We start from the raw sequence: 18,157 nt of genomic DNA on the forward strand, positions 1-18,157 counted from the left end.
CGGTGTCGGCTCGGATATGATTGGAGCCGGTATCGGCTCGGGCGGCGAACTTAATACTTGCGCATGCGTGACAACAAAGAGGCGTTATCCCACTTGGGCTGACGGTCTTCCAAGGTGACGCCGTGGCTGTCGATGGCGTGATGTTGTTTCTGCCCGGATGAAATGCCCAATTGCAGCCAGCGGGCGACGGTCTCGTTGGTGACGTCGCTGAGAATTGTCACGGCGAGGGCTTCGGGGGTCGGCCATTCTTCCTGCATGACGAGATCAAGGTAGTCTCCGAAGGATCCGGCCTCCAGGATATGACGGTCGGGGACATAACGCAGAACGACGTTCATGCGATCCCCGTAAGGTTTGAGCGTCAGATGTCCTTCAAGCGTGACCACGTAGTCGATTTTGCTATCCGGGTTGGGATGAACTTGAAGGACGTTGCGTCTCTCGGTGATATCCATAGCTCTTTCCTGTTTTTTCCCGCCCTCAAGGGGGGCGTCAGGCCCAAATTTCCCCGGATGGGCCGGACGGCGAGGGTTTTGTTTCTTCTTTATTGACGAAATGCGGTGGGTCGGATTGAAAACCCAGCGCACCGTTCAATCTTTCCAGAGCCCCGCTTTGGGCGAAAATTTCCGACATTTCCGCTTTGATGGCGTCGGGCAGAGGGCTTTCGCTGCGTACGATTACATCCAGGCGATTTTCATGCGGGCGAACCAAACCGTCGAATTGCAGACGGCCCAGTCGTGACAACATAAGATCAAACACGAAGCGCACCCCGCCGCGATGGGCGTCGTCGTCGTCTTCTTCTTGGGCGTGGCGGCGCATATAGAGGTGAATGGCTTCGATCTGCTGGCCATTGAAAAAGGGGATCGCCATGGCGCGCCAATCCGCCGGGCCGGGCCGGGCCGCGCCATGGGCGTTGTCCTTGAAGACATCGTTCAGTTTGTCCAACGCGCCCGGGCGGGTGCGTTTTAAAAGCGCCGTGGTCTTGTCCCCCAACCATAGGCCGATATCGCCGCCGCGCAACGCCGACAGAAAGAACAACACCGTGGCGCTGAAGTGTTTATCCGCGCGGGGAAGCGCGCCGTGGATGAACGCCCGCGCCGCCTCGGCGTCGATGCGATTGAGCGAGCTTAAGACATCGTCCAGGACATCCCAGGATTGCCCGAGAGGCGTCGGCGATGTCGCGCCTTGCGCGCCCTGGGCGTGTAATCCGGGAGATGGCTTGGGAAACATGGGCGCGCTTGAAATGGTGAGGCTTAGGGTGCTGCCCCGGCTAAGCGTGGCGGCGGTATCCAACACCATCACCGCGCCCTGGGATTGTACGATCGGTTGTCCTTGCGGGGTATGGTTTGTAACGACCGCGTTCAACGTTCGTCCGGGGGCGATGTTGAGGGCGATGGCGCGCCCGCTCGCGCCCGCGCCCGCGCCCGCGCCCGTAGAAGTCTGGGGGGGAGAAGCGACCTGTCCCGGCGGCGCTTGAATATGCGCCGAAAGGTGCGGTGATGGTGGGGTAAGCGCGCGAATTGTCGCCCCGAAGCGGGTTCCGATAGGCAACATTTGGAGCCGCCGCGCGCCGCCGCGCTGTGCTGTGGTGGCGTCTTTTTGCGTCAATGAAAGGTCCGGCGAACCGCCGCGCGTTCCGACGGGAGGCGACGCGGCGTTTTTTTCCGAAGATGCGTGCGCGCCCTGTCCGGGGTCGGGCGTGAAGGGGTGCGCTTTTAAAAGGGTCGCCGTGACCTTCATCCCAATGCTGAGGGTCACCGGTGCGACGGCGGCGCTTTTGGCGCTGCCCTGTAAAGAGGAATGGTTTTGATCTTGCGTGGCGATTTGATGCGAGGACGCCGGCGCGCCGCCGGGGAGCTTCGGCGCTGCGCCGGGAGAGACGGCTTCGCCGGAGATCTGGGTGATGCGCGCGCCCACGGGCGCGCCAAGGCGGGTAACCACGAGAGAAAGGTTTCCCGATGATGGGAACGGGGCTGCGCTGCGTACGATCATCTGGCCCACCGGCGTTTGGATGAGCGCGCGCCCTTGGGGGAGCCTATCGACAATCACGGCGTCGATTTTCTGGGCGACGGCGAGGCGCGACAGGATGGCGTCGGGCGCGTCAAGGCGCGCCTTGAAACCCGTTGGCGGAACAGCCCGCGGCGGTGGGGCCGCGGGTGGCGGGACGATACTTGTCACGACGGGCCGTCCTTTTGCGGTTTGCCGGTTGATTTTTTCTATTTTGTCCGTTCGGGCGTCCGCAAACCGCCCGGAACCGCCCAAGTGGGCATTTTACGGTGAAACGCCCTAATTTTCCGTAATTTTTTTAGCGATGGACTGGACATCGGCGGCGGCTTCGGAATTGGGGAAGCGGGTCAGGATCGGCGACTGGGCGCGGATCGTATCGCGCACCTTGCCGTCGCGGCGCACCACCCCCATCAAGGGGGGGGCGAATTTCAAGAACCCCTCGCATGCCTTGAGCAAGGTGTTGTAGGTTCGCTCGCCCTCGCGGGTGGAGTTGGCGGCGTTGATGATGATCTTGATCGCGGCGGTGGGTCGTTCCATATGCGTCAACTTGATGAAGGCGTAGGCGTCGGTCAAGGAAGTCGGCTCGTCGGTGGCGACGACGAAACACGTTCCGACGTTGTGGGTGAGCTGGCGCACCGTGCGTTCGACGCCGGCGCCTAGATCGAGCACCACGCGGTCATATCCGGCGGCGAGCAGGACCAGGTCGTCGGACAGCATTTGCAGGCGCGAGGGGGCGATGTTCGCCAATCCGCCCGAACCCGAGCGCCCGGCGATGATATCGAATCCGCCGTCGTCGAAGGTGAATACCGCCTGATTGAGGGTGAGCCGCCCGGAGATCACCGATCCCAGGTCGTGCTTGGGCATCAGCCCCAGTTGTATATCCAGGTTGGCCAGGCCCAGGTCGCCGTCGAACAACAACACCCGTTCGCCCGTCTTGGCCAGGGCGTGGGCCAGGGTGATCGACAACCATGTCTTGCCGACGCCGCCCTTGCCGGAAGCGATCGCAATCAGGTTGCGCCCGTTGGTACGGGCGGCGAGATTGGGGTCTTTAAGGTTTTTTGACGTCATAATATGGCCTCGATTGCGCCAGTTTGGCGAGAAGGTGTTTCTTTTTCGTTAGCGTCGGGAAGAATTAGCCGAGCCAGCAATAAAGGTGTGACGGGGGTGAGGGCGCGGGCGATATGGGGAGCGTCGCTAAATCCGATTAGGGGGAGGGCGCTGGCGTACGCCGAAGCCAGTACGCCGCCCAGGCGGGCCGTCATGTCGAGACGCGTAAAGAGCAGAGATTTCGCCCCAAACCGGGCGCAGGCGGCGGCGATATCGGCCGATTCCAAGGCGTCGCCTCCGGCCGCCATGACTAAAAAGGGATGGACCGACGTGGCGGCGATAAGGGTTTCGATTTGGCGGGCGTCGTCATCGTCGAATGGGTTGATCGATTGGGTGTCGATAAAAGTATCCTGATTGGGAAGGGTGCGCGCGTCCTTTTTTCCATCCAGGGCGGCGCGCAAATCGTCGCCGTCGCGCAGGAGCCGGGCCTCGCAGCCCATGAGGCGGGAGAAGGTCTCCATTTGCGCCGTGCCCCCGGCGCGCACGGTATCGGTCGTCATCATGGCGATAGGGCGCCCCGCCAGCGCCGAACGGGCGGCCAGCTTGGCGAGGGTGACGGTCTTGCCCGCGCCGGGCGGCCCGATCGCCATCCAGCGGCGTCCCGGCGCATGAGGCGGGACGGAGGGAAAAGGGTGAAACGTTAAAAGGGCGTCCAACGCCCCGGCCAGGGCCAGCGCCGGATCGGGGGCGTCGAGGTGGCGGGCGATCTCGATCAAGCGATCGCAGAAAGGTTCGGGGGTGGCGTGGTGGCGTAAGGTCTGACGTAAAAAAGGGATGATCGCGTCGCCCCTGTCGGTCGAAGGAAGGGGTTCCTTCGTCTCGCCGTGGCGTTCCTCGGCATCGTCGTTAGCCTCCTGGACGGCGGCCATGACCTCGGCGGCAATTCCATTGCTGCCGCCCCGCGACGAGACGATAATCGCCTGCGCGCCCATGACGTGGCGAATTTCTTCCATGGCCTGGGCTACGGTGGGCGCGCTGAACACCTTGATCCTCATAGCGGATGCGCCCTCGTTCCCCGAATCCCAACTATGCTGGATATATGCGCCTCCATATGGTGCGGTTTAAATGGTCTGCTTTAAATCTGTCCGACCGTCTTGATCCTGGCCTTGGGGTGGATCTCGTTTTGCGAAATGACCATGGTTGACGAGCGGAAGCGTTCAATGATGGAACGGACATAGGGTCTGATCGCTGGACTGACAAGCAACACCGGACTTTCCCCCATCATCGCCTGACGTTCGAAGGCCGAACGCAATACGTTGATAAATTCCTGTATTTTCGATGGGGCCATCGATAATTGTTTTTCGTCGCCCGAGCCCACCAGGGATTCGGCGAACGATTGTTCCCATTCGGGGGTCAGCGTAAGCAGGGGGATAAAGCCTTGTTCGTTGGTGGTCATGTCGCTGATTTGCCGCGCGAGGCGGGTGCGCACGTGTTCGGTGATCATCGACACGTTGCGGGTCACGCCGCAGGCTTCGGATATCCCTTCCAGGATCGTCGGCAGATCGCGGATTGAAATCCGTTCGGCGAGCAGGTTTTGAAGCACCCGCTGCACGCCGCCCAAGGCGATTTGGTTGGGAATCATCTCGCCGATCAGCTTTTGCTGTTCCTCGTCCAATTCGTCGAGTAATTTTTGCGTTTCGGCGTAAGACAGCAGGTCGGACATGTTGTCCTTGATGATCTCGGTCAGGTGGGTGGTCGTCACGGTAGCCGGATCGACGACGGTGTAGCCGCGAAATAGGGCCTCCTCGCGGTTGCCCTCGTCGATCCACATCGCCGGCAAGCCGAACGTCGGTTCGCGGGTGTTTTCTCCGGGCAGGGATATTTCTTCGCCCCTGGGGTCCATCACCAAAAGCATGCTGGGCCGAATGTCGCCGCTTCCGGCCTGAATTTCCTTAACCCGTATGACGTAAGCGTTGGCGTCGAGCTGCATGTTGTCCTGAATGCGCACCGATGGCATGATAAACCCCATCTCCATCGCCAACTGGCGTCTCAGGGCCTTGATCTGATCGGTCAGGCGCTGGCCTTCCTTCGGGCTGTTGATTAAGCTCAACAACCCGTAACCCAATTCAAGGCGCAGCATGTCGATACGCAGCGCGGACGAGATCGGCTCGTCGGCGACGGGGGGCTGTTTTTGCGCCTCTTCTTCGGCCTGGGCGGCCTCTTCATCCTTGATTTTTTTCTGCGAACGATAGAGCAGGATGGCGCCGCCGCCGGTGACGCCGGCCAGGAACAAAAACGGCACCATCGGGATGCCGGGAAGCAACGAGAGCGAAACCAGCAAGAAAGAACTGACGCCCAGGGCGCGCGGCTTGCCGCCGAGCTGCTTGTACAGCGCCTTTTCCGTGGCTCCGGTGATGCCCGCCTTGGTCACCATCAGACCCGCGGCCGTGGAGACGATCAGGGCGGGGATTTGCGTCACCAAACCGTCGCCGACGGTCAGGCGTGTGTAACTGTCGGCGGCCTGAGAAAAGGTCAGGCCTTTTTGCGCGACGCCGATGATCATGCCGCCGATGACATTGATGAAGGTAATCAACAAGCCGGCGACGGCGTCGCCGCGCACGAACTTTGAAGCACCGTCCATGGACCCGAAGAAGGTGCTTTCGTCTTCCAGTTCCTTGCGCCGCCGCCGGGCCTCGGCCTCGTCGATCAAACCGGTGGACATGTCGGCGTCGATCGCCATTTGCTTGCCGGGCATGGCGTCCAGAGTAAAGCGCGCGGAAACTTCGGCGATACGTCCCGAACCCTTGGTGATGACGATGAAATTGACGATCACCAGGATGGCGAAAACGATGATCCCGATGACGAAGTTGCCCGCCATGACGAAACCGCCGAAGGCCTCGATGACGCGCCCGGCGGCGGCCGTGCCTTCGTGCCCGTTGGCGAGAATCAGGCGGGTCGAGGCCAGATTGAGCGCTAGCCGGATCATGGTGGCGAGCAGCAAGATGGTCGGGAAGGTGTTGAATTCCAGAGGCTTTTCGATAAACAGCGAGGTCATCAAGATAAGCACGGAAAAGGTGATGGAAAACGCCAGACCGGCATCCAGCAACCACGTCGGCATCGGCAAGATCATGATCACCAAGATCGCGACGACGGCCAGCGCCATCGAGATATCGCCATGGCGGAAGATATTGAAAATGCGCAGCAGACTGTTCTGCGCGCCGTCCTGGGGCGGAACGGTTGTCGGCGCTACGGCGCTGGATGGGGGTTCTTCAGCCATGGTCGGTCGGCCTCGATTCCATCACGCGCGCGCGCCTTCGCCGGAGGTGATGAGGAAGGGTGTGGTGATGAGAAAAAGTCATGCCGGCGACGCCTCTCCCTCACCGGGCATCGGGACGGTGAAGCCCTCATGATCGTACAACTTCAACTTGTTGCGCAGGGTGCGGATCGATATGCCCAGGATGTTCGCGGCGTGGGTGCGGTTGCCCAGGCAATGGTTCAAGGTGTCCAAAATGAGATCGCGTTCGACATCGGACACCGTGCGCCCAACCAGCGCCGCCGTGTGTCCGGCGTCGCCCATATCGCCGTGCGCGCCGGCGGGGCCCTGGGGAGAGGGTGACGAACCGAGTAAAATCGCCGGGCCGTCGATGGTCGCCCCGGTGGCCAGGAGGACGGCCCGGTGCATGGTGTTTTCCAATTCGCGCACATTGCCGGGCCACGCGTGCGCCTGCAGGCTTTTCAATGCTTGCGGCGAGAGCGGGCGCTGGGGAAGATCGTTGGAAGCGGCATATTTTTCGATAAAAAATTCGGCGAGGACCTTGATGTCCTCGGGGCGGTCCTTAAGGTCGGGAATACGAAGATTGACGACGTTAAGGCGAAAATACAGATCTTGGCGGAAACTGCCGTCGGCGACCGCCGCGTCCATGTCGCGGTTCGAGGTCGCCAGAATGCGGACATCGACCTTGACCGGTTTGTTGGCCCCGATGCGGTCGATCTCGCGTTCTTGAATGGCGCGCAGGAGCTTAGCCTGCAAGCGGGCGTCCATTTCCGAAATTTCGTCAAGCAGCAGGGTGCCGCCGTTGGCTTCCTCGAACTTTCCCAGACGGCGGGCGACGGCGCCGGTAAACGCGCCTTTTTCGTGGCCGAACAGTTCCGATTCAAGAAGGTTTTCGGGAATCGCCGCGCAATTGATGGCGACGAATCGTTTGTCCTTGCGGGGGCTTTTGTTGTGCAGATGACGCGCCAACATTTCCTTTCCGGTGCCCGACGCGCCGGTAATCAGGATCGAGGCGTCACTGGGCGCAACCTGATCGGCCATCCGCAAAAGCGCCGCCATTTTCGGGTCGCGATAGACGATGGCGGTGCTTTCCTCGGCGATGGCGCCGAGCACCGCCGCGATCAGTTCGGCGTTGGGCGGGAGGGGAATGTATTCCTTGGCGCCCGCCTTGATCGCGCGCACGGCGGCTTGGGTGTCGTTGTCGGTGCCGCAAGCGACGACCGGCACGTGGATGCGTTCGGTCTTCAGGCTTTCGACCAGCCGCTGAATGTCTTGGCGGACGTCAACCATGATTAAATCCGCGCCTTGACCGGCGCGCAGCGCATCCAGCCCGGCGCCGACATCGGCGACATTCTCCACCCTCGCGCCGCGCGAGATGGCGATTTTGCTGGCGGCGCCGATTTGTCCGCCCAGTGTGCCGATAATCAAAAGACGCATGGGTTCCCGTCCCTCAGTGTCAACCAGTTGGGGTTAATCGAAATATTGAACGCGGTTCGCCGGGGGGAGAATGCTGTTGAGCATCATTTCCAACCTGCGGGGGTTTTCCTGTCGCCCGACGGAGGCCGCGCCCATGACATAAATGCTGTTGACCAGTCCTTCCTCGCTGGAGTTGCGATCGAGCTTCGAGGCCATCGGAGAGAACACCATGTTCGCCAGGACGGCGCCGTAGAAAGTCGTTAACAGGGCGACGGCCATGCTGGGACCGATGGTCGAGGGGTCGGCCAGATTGCCGAGCATCTGGACCAGGCCGATCAGGGTGCCGATTAATCCCATGGCCGGGGAAAATTCCGCCGCCTTGCGCAGAATGTTCGCGCTTTGCCGGTGACGTTGAGCGGTCGCCATCAGGTCGCGCTTTAAGATGGCTTCGACCTCCTCGCCGGGGGTGCCGTCCACGACCATCGCCATGCCTTTATACAAAAGCGGTTCGGATTGCATTTGTTCAAGGACGCCTTGCAGGGAAAGCACGCCCTGGCGGCGCGCCAATTCGGCGATTTTGAGAACCTGGACGGCGGCTTCCGCGGGATCGCGCGCGCTGTAAGACAGAGTCTTGGCGAACACTTTGAAGGATCTTAAAAACTCCGACAGGGAAAAACACATCATGGTGACGGCGATGGTGCCGCCGACAACGATCAAAACGGAGGGAATGTTGACGAACGAGGCGGGAGACCCCCCCATGTAAATGGCGAAGCCGATGAGCCCAAAGCCGGCCAGCAGTCCGACAATCGTCGCCAGATCCATCGAGGACCTCGATTTCCCGACCGAAACGTTGCTATCGGTATCCGCCATTGTGACTCCCCGTCCTGTTCAAGTATCCATGCCTGGGCGTCGCCCGGTCAGGTGCGATCGGTTTTGATGATTTCCGTCATCGTCACGCCTAGGCGGTCTTCCACGACGACCACCTCGCCACGGGCGACAAGGCGGTTGTTGACGTAGATATCGATCGCTTCCCCAACTTTCCTGTCCAATTCGACCACCGCGCCGCGCCCCAGTTTCAACAACTGGCTGACTTGCATCGTCGCCTTGCCCAAAACCGCCGAGACGGTTACGGGAATGTCGTAGACCGCCTCCAGGTCGCGGGCGTTGCGGGGCAGATCGGCGATGTCGGCGATATCGGCGATATCGTCCAGGGTTTCGTCATCGGAGTTTTTATCGCTCTGCGGCGCCGCGTCCTCCAGTTCGGTTAGTTCCAAATTCTTTTCATCGGCCATTGTCTTCTCCTTGCGCCGGAGCGCTGTCGGGGGGTGTCAGGGGCGCCGTTGCATCGCCAGCCATTGCATCGCCATGTGCACCGCCATGTGCGTTCGTCTCGTTCCGTTCATCGTCGTCGGCCTCTTTCGTCGGTTCGAATGTGCCGTCGTTCGGGGGCGCGGACGCATTGCCGCCGATCCGGTTTTCACCCTCACTTTCCCCCTGGTCCTCATCTTCGGAGGCCTTTGCCGTGTTCGTGACGTCATCGAAAACGGGAAGAGGGTGGTTCATATTGCGTTCGACGATGGTTTCTATTTCCTTCCAAAGAAGGGATAGATCGCGCGATAGGCCGCCGTGTTCCCACTCAATACGGCAATCCCCATACGCCATGGCGGGGGCGCCGGCGACGATGATACGCCCCTCGAAACCTTTTTCGGCGGCAAATTTTACAAGATGATTTTCCAACTCCGATTTTACGTCTTCATGAACATGAAGTACGATACGGGGTTCTTCGAAAACATGCATTACCGTTTCGTGGGCGAGGGCCTCAATTTCCGTCAGGCCGTGCGCTTTGATGTAAGCCGGAAACAACTTGCGAACGAGAACGCAGGCGACGGCGACGGCATCGCCGAGGGTTTCTTCATTGGCGCGCTTTTGGATTTCGAAAACGGAGTCAAATTTGGCGGCGACGGCTTCCAATGCGGCGCTAAGGCGGTTTTGAAGGGCGCTTTGGGCGTCCTCAAGCGCTGCGTTGCGCCCCTCGACATAACCTTCCTCGCGGGCGTTGGCGATGTCCTCCTCGCTGAATGTCGGTGGTGGCGGAATTTCCTCCTCCTCCTCCTCCATGGGGGCCGGGGCCGGGTTTGAGTCGGGTTCGACATTTTTCACGGGTTTTACCGCCACCAGGGAAAAATCGTTATCGAACATGAATTTTTGACGGGCGCTCATCAGGTCGCTTCCCTTTTGGGTCCGGGATACATCGGTCCGGCGGCCCTAGTATACCAGTTCATCGTCTTCGCCCTGGCCGGCGATGACGATTTCGCCGGCATCGGCGAGCTGCTTGGCGATCGAGACGATTTCGCCCTGGGCCTCGTCGACATCTTTCAGGCGCACCGCACCCAAGGCATCCATGTCTTCGCGCAAAATCTTCCCCGCGCGTTCGGACATGTTGTCGAAGAACAGGTCCTTGACGTCGTCCGATCCGCCCTTGAGGGCGACCGCCAACTGGCTTTTTTCGACTTGCCGCAAGAGCATTTGAATGCCCCCGGAATCGACTCTGGTCAGATCGTCGAAGGTGAACATCAACTGTTTAATCCGTTCGGCCGATTCCCGGTTGCGTTCTTCCAGCGCGCCCATGAAGCGGGTTTCCGTGTTGCGGTCCAGCGAGTTGAAGATATTGGCCATCATTTCGTGGCTATCCTGACGAGCGGTGCGGGCCAGGTTGGTCATGAATTCGGTGCGCAGGGTTTTTTCCACGTGGTCGAGGACATCCTTTTGCACCGCTTCCATACGCAACATGCGCTGGATGACCTCCATGGCGAAGTGTTCGGGCAGCAGCGAGAGCACCGCCGAGGCATGGTCGGGGCGAATTTTCGACAGCACCACGGAAACGGTCTGCGGGTACTCGTTCTTCAGATAATTGGCGAGCACCGCCTCGTTGACGTTGCCCAGCTTGTCCCACATGGTGCGCCCGGCGGGGCCGCGAATTTCTTCCATGATTTGGTTGACGCGGTCGGTGCCCAGGGCCTTGGAAAGTAGGCGTTCCGTGCTTTCGTACGATCCCACCAACGACCCGGCGCTGGACAGTTGATCGGCGAATTCGACGAACAAGCGCTCGATAACGGTCGAATTGATGGTGCCCAACGAAGCCATCGTCATCGACAGTTCGCGGATTTCCTCGTCATCCATTTTCTCGAAAATGGCGGCGGATTGCTCCTCGTTGAGGGAGAGCATGAAAATAGCGGCCTTCTGGGGGCCGGTTAAACTCCTGTAGTCGTCCTTAACGCGCGCCAACGGCGAAACTCCTCGATCGTCCTATCTCTGCAAAGAGCATCAGGTTTCCTGATACATCCAGTTGCGGATAATGGAAAGCGCTTCCTCCGGGTGCTTATCGACGATTTCGCCGACTTTCTTCACCGAAGACGCTTTGACACGGCCTTCTACGCGATCGATATCGATCAACTCTTCATATTGGTCTTCTTCGACCATATCGCCACCGGGAACTGGCGGACCGGCCAAGGCGCCGGCCGCCGCCGATGTGTGATCGGCGATCATCCGTCCGCCTTCGGCCAGTGCGCCGGCCGCGGCGGGGAGCGCCTCGAACATCCGCGAAATCAGCGGACGGATCACCAGAAGAATGACGAGCACGGCGACGATCGTCAGGACCAGCATTTCCGCGATTTTCAGCAGGCTGGAGCGATCGAGGCCGAAGAACAGATCGAGCGGGACCTCGGGTGCGGGTTCGCCCTCGGCGAATTTCATGTTGACCACCTCGACGACATCGCCGCGCTTGGCGTTATAGCCGATCGCGCCGCGCACCAGAGTGGCCAATTGCGCGAGTTCTTGTTTCGTGCGCGGACGATAGACGCGCTTGCCCTTGGCGTCGAGTTCCCAGGCGCCATCGACGAGAACCGCTACCGAAAGGCGTTTGACGACGCCGGTGTCCTGGATATGGTTGACGACTTTTTTCGAAATTTCGTAATTGACCGTTTCCTCGGTCCGGCTTTCCGCGGCCTGTTGGGTGCCGGCGGCGTTGGCGGCGTTGGGATCGGGTAGGTTTTGCCCGACGCTGACATTGGCGGGGTCGCGGTTTTGGCTGGAGTTGGTTTGATCGACGGTCTGTGTCGAGCGCACCACCTGACCGTCGGGGTTGTAGGTTTCCTCGTTGGTGGTGATACGGTCGAAGTTCATATCCGCCGTGACCTCGGCGCGGACTTTGCCGAACCCGATCGATTTTTCAACCAGTTGCTCGATCATTTGCGACATGCGGTTTTGATAGGCGAGTTTGCGTTTTTCCGCGCGCGAAGCGATTTGGTCGGGGGAATTGGGGTCGCCTTCGAAGCCGGGGGCGAGAAGCGAGCCTTTGTCATCGACGACGGAAATACTTTGGGGGACGAGACCGGGAACCGCCGCCGCGATCAGGTGTTGAACGGAAGAGACCTGTTCACGGGTTAAGCGATTGGATCCGCGCATTTTTAGGATGACCGATGCGCTGGGTTTTTGCCGCTGCCTGCTGAACAATTGGCGATTTGGCATTACGAGGTGGATCCGCGCGCTTTTAACGATGTCGATGGTCTGGACCGTGCGCGCAAGCTCACCTTCCAGGGCGCGCACCAAGGTGACGTTCTGTTGAAAATTCGTGGTGCCAAGGGCGCTTTGGTGATCGAACAGCTCGTACCCCACGGTGCCGCCGCTGGGCAGGCCGCGGTCCGCCATATCCATGCGTAGACGCAAGGCTTGATCGCCGGGGACCATGATTTTTGCGCCGTTGTTGGATGTCTCGAAGGGAATCCCTCGACTTTCCAATTGACTGACGATTTGCGCCGAATCGTTCGGACTAAGGTCGGCGTACAGCAACGCCATCTGCGGCGTCGTCAAGCGCGTCGTCAAGTAAATGAAAAACGCGACCAAGGAGATCAGGACCCCCCCCATGATGATTAATCGTGTGGGGCCAAGATTGCGGAGAATTTGTTGCAGCGTGTCCACGGCTTTTTTTATCCTCGTTCGATGTATTTTTCGGACACCCCTTCTGGGTCGCGTGCGCCATCGAAAGCGCGAGGCCGGGCGAGGCCCGAACCTCATTCATCGCACTAAATTATAAAGGGGATGGTGAATAACTCGTTAATGTCTCGGCAAATTTTGCCTACTCGTCCATTTTTCGACGCTGCGCGGACTCACCTCGTCACCTCCTCGCATGGGTAAGGGGCGAACGAGGGGGCAAGAGGTGATCGGGGGGGTGGGGCCGAGTGGGGCCGGGGCCGAGTGGGGGTCATGACATAACGCAAACCGGTGGGCGTGTTCGATGCTCCCCGTTCCGACGTCCCTCCAAAGTTTCCAAAGCCCGCGAAGTCTCCAAAGCCCGCGAAGCCTCCAAAGGTTGTATGCTCGGCGACCCCAATTTTATGGACCGGCGCGATAAAGCTAGAGAATTGATTTCAAACCCCTTATTTTTTACCAATCGGAGGGCGATGACCCTAATTTCATGAAATACAATAAAAACTTGCATTTAGGATTATTTTAAAGATATAATTATCCATGAGTAGAATTCTCATTCTAAGTTGCTAGGTTTGGCAGAAGGCACACGGTGAGAACTATGGGTGACATCGCAATAAACTCAGGCGGCCACGGCGCTTCGTATGCGCTCCGCTCTGGTGTTGGGGTGGGGGCCGCGCCCGAGGTCGCTAGGGCGGAGGCCGTTCCCGTGCGGGCGGACCCGGCGAAGGGATTGACGTCTCCTGTCGGAGTCGTGGATCCGGCGAGCGGGGTTTATGTCCTGCAATTTCGGGATTCCAAAACGGGCGAAGTCGAAGTGCAGTATCCTTCGGCCAAGGTCGTTAACGCCTATAGGCAAGGTCTTATTCAAGATACATCGACGCCAACGACTCCGGTGCGGACGTCGTCCCCGGGGGGCGATGTGGCGGGTGTGGCTCCGTCGGGCGGCGGCGGGTCGTCCAGTGGCCCCGTTAGCGGCCCTGTGGGCGGCGCGTTGCAGGCCGGCGGCGACGGCGGTTCCGCAGTGTCGGCGACGGAGGCGTCCACGGCAGGAACGTCCGTAGTGGGGGTATCCACGGCGGTGGCGCCCACGACAGGGGACGGCGGCGTGGCGGTGACGGGTTTTACGCCCACGGATACGACAGCCTGAGCTTTTAGGGCGTTTTGGGGGCGTGCGCACGTCCGCGGCGTCCTTTTGTGTCTCCTGATATTTATTTTCCGATATGTTTCTGGATGCGGGTTCCGAACCGTAAGGGGGCGCGGTTTCGCTTCGCCGTGCGTTTTTTTCGCCTTTCATGCTAACGTCGCGTCGTATGACGTCGTGCAGGCTTTGTATTGAACTTTACCTGTGGGGCCGATATGTATCGCGTCATCGGTTCGATGTGGGGAACGTATCGCGGCGCAAATGGCGCAATGCCCCCATGCCCCCATGACATCGATTCGCAGGTGTTGAACGGCGCGAAAAGGTCCCGCCATGCAAGAACAATTTATCATTCGTCCAAATCCCGATGATCCGCGCTTGACGCGCCGGGTTGACGGCATCGACCATGCCGGCCGGCCGATAACGACGTCCGTGACCGTCGAGCGTCCCCTGACTCTGTTTCTTAATGGGCGGGAAATTGTCACCATGATGACGATCGGCGATTATCCGGAATATTTGGCCCTGGGATACCTGCTTAATCAAAATATGATCCGCGATGGCGAGCGCGTACGGGCGGTAGAATATGATCCCGATATCGACACCGTCGTCGTGCGCACCGATGGGGAAACCAGTTTTGAAGAGAAGCTGAAGAAAAAAACCCTGACATCGGGATGCGCCCAGGGGACGGTGTTTGGCGATATGATGGAAAAATTTGAAACCGTCACTCTGCCCGAAGGCCATGTCGTCAAAACCTCGTGGCTGTCGGCCCTGGTGAAGAAAATCAATACGGCCCCCAGCCTGTATTTGCAGGCCGGAGCCATTCACGGTTGCGCCCTGTGTCAGGAAGATCGGCCCCTTTTGTACATGGAAGACGTCGGGCGGCATAATGCGGTCGATAAGATCGCCGGCTACATGTTTCGTCACGGCGTCGATGGCGGGGATAAGATTTTTTACACCACCGGGCGGCTGACCAGCGAAATGGTCATTAAGACCGTGCAAATGGGCATTCCCATCTTGGTGTCCCGATCGGGTTTCACCGCCTGGGGGGTCGATCTCGCCCGGCAGGTCGGATTGACCCTGTTGGGGCGGGCGCGGGGGCGGCGCTTCGTCGCCCTGTCGGGACAGCAGAGGATTATTTTTGACGATGTTCCCAGCGAAGACACCGCCGCGTCAACGCACGATGCGCGCGCGGGACGGCGCGATGAACGATGAGCGAAAGCCAACCTATTGATAAACAAAGGATCGCCCGGCAAAATATCTTGGGTGTTTTGTTGGCGGGCGGCCTCGCCCGGCGTATGGGGGGCGGCGATAAATGTCTGCGCACGGTCGGCGGCAAAACGATGTTGACGCACGCCATCAATCGGGCGGGGCCGCAGGTCGGCTCCCTGATCATCAATGCCGCGGGCGACCCCGAACGTTTCGCGTCATATGGTTTTCCCGTTGTTCCCGATGCGATTGAAGGTTTCGCCGGACCGTTGGCGGGGATATTGACGGCGATGGAATGGGCCCATACCCATGCCCCAGAGGTGGCCTGGGTCGCCAGTTTCGCCACCGATGCGCCGTTTTTTCCGGAAGATTTGACGTCTCGTTTGGCGCAGGCGATCGAATGCGACGGGGCCGAGATGGCCTGTGCGCAAACGGGCGCACGCACGCACCCCGTTTTCGCGTTGTGGCCGGTCGCGCTGGCCGCCGCGCTTCGCCGGGCGATGGAGGATGAGAAGATGCGTAAAATCGACCTCTGGACCGCACGCTATAAAATTGCACATGTTGTTTGGACCAGCGATCCCGTCGATCCTTTTTTCAACATCAATACGGTGGACGATCTTCATGTAGCGGAGGAGTTTTCCTTATGACGGACAAGGACGACGCGCAGCAACCCATCCCCGCGACAATGGATGTCGGGATCGTTTTGGAACGGCGTCGTGTGGACAACCCCTGGGTCGATTACAGATGGACGGCGAACGGCGTTCTCGTGGGGCGGGGCGCACGGGCGGGGGGAAACGCAGAGGCCGATTGGCGCGTTCTACGCCAAGACGACGATCGAACCCATTTTATCGCCGGGACGTTGACCCTCGAATTGTTTCGCCGCGAGACCGAAGGTTACAAGCTCAACCTCAGCCAACCCGTGCCGCAGGTCTTCATCGTTTTGCGTCCCGAGGAAGAGGGCGCGCATCCGCACGAGGTTACGCCTTTTCATGTCACCGTTTGTCCCTACGAGGCGGAGTCTTATGACGAGAGTGGTGATGAATGGGTCGAGGGCGTGGTGATGCCTCCGGCGATTCGCACCTGGGTGCAGGCCTACGTCGAGCGCTATCATGTCGATGTTCCGTTTAAAAAGCGCCAACGCAAACCCTATGACCCGCGTAAATCGGGGCCCCATTATGGCGGAGGATCCGATGGCCGAGGGTAAATCGTTCTTGAGGCGGTGGTCGGCGCAAAAAATAATCGGCGATGCGTCCGATGGGGGCGGTCCGTCGCCCGTTTTAAACGAACCCAAGGATTCCACCTATGAGGATGGCGTCGGCTCCGAAATGTCCGCCGCCCCGCTTTCCAAGGCGGTCGATGGGGAGGGTGATGGTGTTCTGGGCGATGGATGTTCGGCGCAAACTCCGGAAGAAATCGCCGCCGCGTTGCCCGATATCGATACCCTGGACCGGGACTCGGACTATACGCCTTTCCTCGGCGAAGGGGTGCCGCGGGACTTGGCGCAAAAGGCATTGCGAAAATTGTGGCGCAGCGACCCGGCGTTATCGAATTTGGATGGCCTCAACGATTATGACGATGATTATTCGGCGCTCGGCATCGTCGAGCAAATCGTCGAAACGGTGTTCGAGGCGGTAAAGCCCACTTTCGAGGAACAGGACGACCCGGGAGAAGACGCCCGCGCGTATCCCGGCTCTCCCGTGTCCTCTCCCGAATCGTCGTCCCATGCCGCCGCCGCTCAGGTCGGTCCGAACGAACCGGTGACGGCGAAAGTGGGCGACGTCGATGCGTCACGCGCCCAGAGGGACGGGAAAGAGGGCGGCGTTGGAGATCGTGATCGGGAATAGCTCCCCGACCGCGACCGTAGAGCTCCGGGCCGTATAACGCCGGGCCAATAAGAACCTTTCAAACGACCGATAAGAACCTTTCCAAACGGGAAGGAGGATGTCGTTATGTCTTTTTTAACATAATGCGCTCGCCGGAGGGAGTTGATAGAAGTGAGGACGGTCGCGTTTTATAAAATGGCCTTCGACATCAAGGCGTGTGGGGACGGAACCCGAGGCGTCGGGTCGCCGTTTTGGCGGATATTTATGGGCGTAAGCGACACGATCGCGCATCGAAAAGAGAGCTTCGTCATGCAGGTGCGTATAAAAAACGGCAATAAGAAACGATAGGGGTCGAATATGCGTAAAAAACAAAACGAGCAGACCTCTTCGCCCCGAGATGAAAGCGATTTTTTGCGTGCGCGGTTTTATGCGCTGCTGTCCCGCCTTTTGGGCTGCCCGCCCGATTCCGACACCCTGGATTTATTGCGCGCCCTGGATGGCGACGAAACCCCCATGGGGTGCGCTTTGAGCGCCCTGCGCGAGGCCGCTCGGGTAAGCTCGGTGGATGATGCGCGAGATGAGTATACCCGCCTTTTTTACGGCGTTGGCGCGGGCGGCGAACTGTTGCCTTACGCATCGCATTATTTGAGCGGCCTGCTTTATGACCGCCCGCTTGCCGATTTGCGCGCCGAGATGGCCCGCCTTCGTCTTCGTCAAGACGAGGACGTTCATGAACCGGAAGATCATATCGCCACGGTTTTGGAAATTATGCACACGCTGATCTTGGATGGGGACGCTTCGCATGGGCGCCAACGCCAAGAGGATTTTTTCGCCGCCCATGTTTTACCCTGGGCGCCTAATTTTTTCGCCGAGTTGGAGGCCGCGCAAAATGCGGCGCTTTACGTCCCGCTGGGCAGCGTCGGTCGGTTGCTTATGCAAATAGAACGACAGGCATTCGAAATGGCCGCCTGATGTTCACGGCGCGTCGAACGATATATGGGCGAACGCGGGTTCGCCCTAGGAGGGAGTGAATTTTATGTCCGATAGTCAAAAAAACGTCGCGCCGGAGTTGCGCGCCAGGCGCGCCTTTCTTAAAGGGGCCTTGCTGTCAACCGGCGGGGTTGCCGCGCTGGCGGTGGGCGGCGCAGGGTCGGCGTCCGCGGCGGTTCAAGCCGCGCGGGTCGAAACGCCTCGTGACGCGGGTTATCGCGAAACCGATCACGTTCGGGCGTATTACGCCGCGGCGCGGTTCTGATAGGCAGGAGA

Annotated in this window: 18 protein-coding genes; 7 read left to right on the forward strand and 11 right to left on the reverse strand. The window is 59.8% G+C overall.

What is annotated here, in order from left to right:
- Positions 1–50 precede the first annotated feature (50 nt).
- The 11 genes from P3M64_RS12175 to fliF all read right to left on the reverse strand — a co-directional run bounded on the left by P3M64_RS12175 (position 51) and on the right by fliF (position 12,715).
- On the reverse strand, positions 51–449 hold the full coding sequence (locus P3M64_RS12175) for a hypothetical protein (RefSeq protein ID WP_132938450.1): 399 nt from the start codon (positions 447–449) through the stop codon (positions 51–53).
- A 37-nt stretch (positions 450–486) separates the two neighbouring features.
- Positions 487–2,172 (reverse strand): hypothetical protein, encoded by a 1,686-nt coding sequence (locus P3M64_RS12180; RefSeq protein WP_132938449.1) that lies wholly within the window; start codon positions 2,170–2,172, stop codon positions 487–489.
- 108 nt (positions 2,173–2,280) lie between these two features.
- The gene (locus P3M64_RS12185; protein WP_132938448.1) at positions 2,281–3,069 is read right to left on the reverse strand and encodes a nucleotide-binding protein; all 789 of its coding nucleotides are present in this window, start codon (positions 3,067–3,069) and stop codon (positions 2,281–2,283) included.
- Complete coding sequence (locus P3M64_RS12190) at positions 3,066–4,103, reverse strand: flagellar biosynthesis protein FlhF (protein WP_132938447.1); 1,038 nt, start codon at positions 4,101–4,103, stop codon at positions 3,066–3,068. The genes P3M64_RS12185 and P3M64_RS12190 overlap by 4 nt, the downstream gene beginning before the upstream one ends.
- 80 nt (positions 4,104–4,183) lie before the next feature.
- The gene (gene flhA / locus P3M64_RS12195) at positions 4,184–6,325 is read right to left on the reverse strand and encodes a flagellar biosynthesis protein FlhA (protein WP_132938446.1); all 2,142 of its coding nucleotides are present in this window, start codon (positions 6,323–6,325) and stop codon (positions 4,184–4,186) included.
- 78 nt (positions 6,326–6,403) lie between these two features.
- A complete protein-coding gene (flbD, locus tag P3M64_RS12200; RefSeq protein WP_132938445.1) occupies positions 6,404–7,759 on the reverse strand; it encodes a sigma-54-dependent transcriptional regulator FlbD in 1,356 nt (451 codons plus the stop codon).
- Positions 7,760–7,792: 33 nt separating this feature from the next.
- Positions 7,793–8,608 (reverse strand): motility protein A, encoded by an 816-nt coding sequence (locus P3M64_RS12205; protein WP_165886254.1) that lies wholly within the window; start codon positions 8,606–8,608, stop codon positions 7,793–7,795.
- A gap of 47 nt (positions 8,609–8,655) precedes the next feature.
- Positions 8,656–9,030 (reverse strand): flagellar motor switch protein FliN, encoded by a 375-nt coding sequence (gene fliN, locus P3M64_RS12210; RefSeq protein WP_132938444.1) that lies wholly within the window; start codon positions 9,028–9,030, stop codon positions 8,656–8,658.
- On the reverse strand, positions 9,020–9,958 hold the full coding sequence (locus tag P3M64_RS12215) for a FliH/SctL family protein (RefSeq protein WP_132938443.1): 939 nt from the start codon (positions 9,956–9,958) through the stop codon (positions 9,020–9,022). The genes fliN and P3M64_RS12215 overlap by 11 nt, the downstream gene beginning before the upstream one ends.
- A gap of 45 nt (positions 9,959–10,003) precedes the next feature.
- Positions 10,004–11,023: a flagellar motor switch protein FliG gene (gene fliG, locus P3M64_RS12220; protein WP_132938442.1), complete on the reverse strand. Its 1,020-nt coding sequence runs from the start codon at positions 11,021–11,023 to the stop codon at positions 10,004–10,006.
- 39 nt (positions 11,024–11,062) lie between these two features.
- Positions 11,063–12,715 carry a flagellar basal-body MS-ring/collar protein FliF gene (gene fliF, locus P3M64_RS12225; protein WP_132938441.1) on the reverse strand — a complete coding sequence of 551 codons (1,653 nt, stop codon included), beginning with the start codon at positions 12,713–12,715 and terminating at the stop codon, positions 11,063–11,065.
- Positions 12,716–13,430: 715 nt separating this feature from the next.
- On the opposite strand from fliF, the gene P3M64_RS12230 reads away from it, so the two are divergent.
- From P3M64_RS12230 to P3M64_RS12260, 7 genes are all read left to right on the forward strand, one after another.
- A complete protein-coding gene (locus P3M64_RS12230) occupies positions 13,431–13,871 on the forward strand; it encodes a hypothetical protein (RefSeq protein ID WP_132938440.1) in 441 nt (146 codons plus the stop codon).
- 324 nt (positions 13,872–14,195) lie between these two features.
- A complete protein-coding gene (gene fdhD / locus P3M64_RS12235; RefSeq protein WP_132938439.1) occupies positions 14,196–15,074 on the forward strand; it encodes a formate dehydrogenase accessory sulfurtransferase FdhD in 879 nt (292 codons plus the stop codon).
- Positions 15,071–15,715 carry a molybdenum cofactor guanylyltransferase MobA gene (gene mobA, locus P3M64_RS12240; protein ID WP_132938438.1) on the forward strand — a complete coding sequence of 215 codons (645 nt, stop codon included), beginning with the start codon at positions 15,071–15,073 and terminating at the stop codon, positions 15,713–15,715. The genes fdhD and mobA overlap by 4 nt, the downstream gene beginning before the upstream one ends.
- Positions 15,712–16,272 carry a DUF3305 domain-containing protein gene (locus P3M64_RS12245; protein WP_132938437.1) on the forward strand — a complete coding sequence of 187 codons (561 nt, stop codon included), beginning with the start codon at positions 15,712–15,714 and terminating at the stop codon, positions 16,270–16,272. Before mobA ends, P3M64_RS12245 begins: the two co-directional genes overlap by 4 nt.
- Positions 16,244–16,912, forward strand: coding sequence for a DUF3306 domain-containing protein (locus P3M64_RS12250; protein WP_165886253.1), 669 nt, complete (start codon positions 16,244–16,246; stop codon positions 16,910–16,912). The genes P3M64_RS12245 and P3M64_RS12250 overlap by 29 nt, the downstream gene beginning before the upstream one ends.
- A 336-nt stretch (positions 16,913–17,248) precedes the next feature.
- A complete protein-coding gene (locus P3M64_RS12255; RefSeq protein WP_132938435.1) occupies positions 17,249–17,863 on the forward strand; it encodes a TorD/DmsD family molecular chaperone in 615 nt (204 codons plus the stop codon).
- A 64-nt stretch (positions 17,864–17,927) separates the two neighbouring features.
- Entirely contained in the window at positions 17,928–18,146 is a 219-nt protein-coding gene (locus P3M64_RS12260) for a hypothetical protein (protein WP_132938434.1), read from the forward strand.
- Positions 18,147–18,157: the final 11 nt, after the last annotated feature.

This window comes from Varunaivibrio sulfuroxidans, from assembly GCF_029318635.1.
Lineage (GTDB): Bacteria > Pseudomonadota > Alphaproteobacteria > Rhodospirillales > Magnetovibrionaceae > Varunaivibrio > Varunaivibrio sulfuroxidans.